Here is a 1753-nt window from a genome sequence, read left to right on the forward strand (position 1 = left end):
GAGATGCCGCCCTCCCTGGCTCGTGACCTGCGCCGCTGGGCGACGGGCACGGCGAGCTGGCTGCGGACCTCCGGCGCCCGGCTGGTGATCGCCTGCGGGCCCGAACTCTGGGCCGAGCTGGGCGAGTTGCTGCCTGCGGAGCTGCTGTACGGCGGCGTCGAGCGCGGCCAGGCCGCGGACGGCGCACGGGACGGTGCGCCCCCGTGCGTCCACCTCGGCGAGCTGTACGGGCCGCAGGCGGCGCGCGCCCGCGAGCTGTACGGCGTCGGTGCGGGCGAGACGGCTCCCGCGGACGCCGGGCATCCCCTCGCCCTGCGGATGCTCGCGGAGATCCACGCGGCACAGGGTCCCGCAACGGGCGGCGCGCACCGCGACGTCCACGGCTGGCCGACCGCCGTCACCGGGGACGCCCCGCCGGGACGCGACGACATCTTCGACGCCCACCTCGACCTCGTCGCCCTGCGGATCGCGAACAGGCTGGCGCGTACGGCTGTTGGACCGGCGTGTTCCGCCCGTACGCTCCGCAGGCTCGCCGCCCGTACGGCCGGAGCGCTGCACGAGGCCGCCCGGCGCTGTCTCGGACAGGGACAGGGCGCCTTGCGGCGGGACGACTTCGACGCGGTGTTCCCACGCCGGGGCGGCTGGGCGGACGCCGTGCTCGCGGAGGGGGTCATGGAGGCGGCCGGCGACGAATTCCGGTTCGCCGACGAGGAGTTCGGCGACTGGCTCCAGGGCCGCCATCTCGACGTCGACGCCGCGCTGGACGCCCTCGTCCACGGGGCGGGCGCCGACGCGCGGGACGGTGCGCCTCGGCATCCGGTCTCCGCCGCCGTACTGCCCCGGCACCGCGTCGGTGTCGTCGTCCACGCGCTGGTGCTCGGCGCACGCCTGGACGGTACGGCCGCGCTGGAGCGGCGGCTGCGGCCGCTGGCCGAAGTCGCCCTGGCAGGCGGGGAGTCCGGGGCCGTGTGGTGGGCACGCACGCTGCTCCGCGAGACGCTGCTGCGCCTGCCCGACGCCCGTCCCTGTGACGGGCTGCTGCGCGGGCTGGCCGAGCGCATCGCCGACGGGGACGCGGACGAGGGGGACGCGTGCGGCGGATACGGGCGCGAGCGGGCGTGCGCGGACGGCCCGTCGTACCCCGACGGCTTCGGGCCGTCGTTCTGGCGTGGGCTCGCCCTGCCGACGGCGCAGCGCACCGGACTGCTGCGCCTGCTGCTGCCCGCGGACCCGCCGCCGTCCGGACCGGGCGGCAGACGCGAGGAGGAACGCTTCCTCGACGTCGTCGCCGACATGCTGGAAGCGGAACCGGCGACCGTACTGCCGCTGCTGTGCGGCTGGTTCACGGACCGGCGCCCGCTCGCGGACCGCCACCGGGACGGCAGGGAATCCGGCGACGTGTGCCGACTGCCGCGTCCCACCGTCGCGTCGGCCGCGCAGGCCCTGCTCTACACCCACCGCCGCCTGGCGCTGGACACCACGCTGGACCTGCTGACCGACGCGTGCCATCCGCGCGCCGACGAACTCCTCGGCGACCTCGCCCAGGAGGAGCCCGCCGCACTGTGCCGCGCCGTCGAACGCTGGGCGCGGCAGGAGAGCGCGCTGCGGCAGATCGCCGCCGCCGAGTACGGGCCGCGCATGGTCGCCCGTGCCCGTACGGACGACGACCGGCTGCGCCTGGAGCGCGGCGCACAGGCCCTGCTGCGGATCCCCGGCGACCCCTCGGCGTACGCCACCGCCGCGCTGGCGATGC

1 pseudogene is annotated in these 1753 nt (G+C 77.0%); it reads left to right on the forward strand.

Annotation, left to right across the window (positions count from 1 at the left end):
• Window positions 1-1753: pseudogene (locus AN218_RS37240) on the forward strand (serine protease); the annotation flags it as partial.

This window comes from Streptomyces nanshensis, assembly GCF_001751255.1.
Taxonomy (GTDB): domain Bacteria; phylum Actinomycetota; class Actinomycetes; order Streptomycetales; family Streptomycetaceae; genus Streptomyces; species Streptomyces nanshensis_A.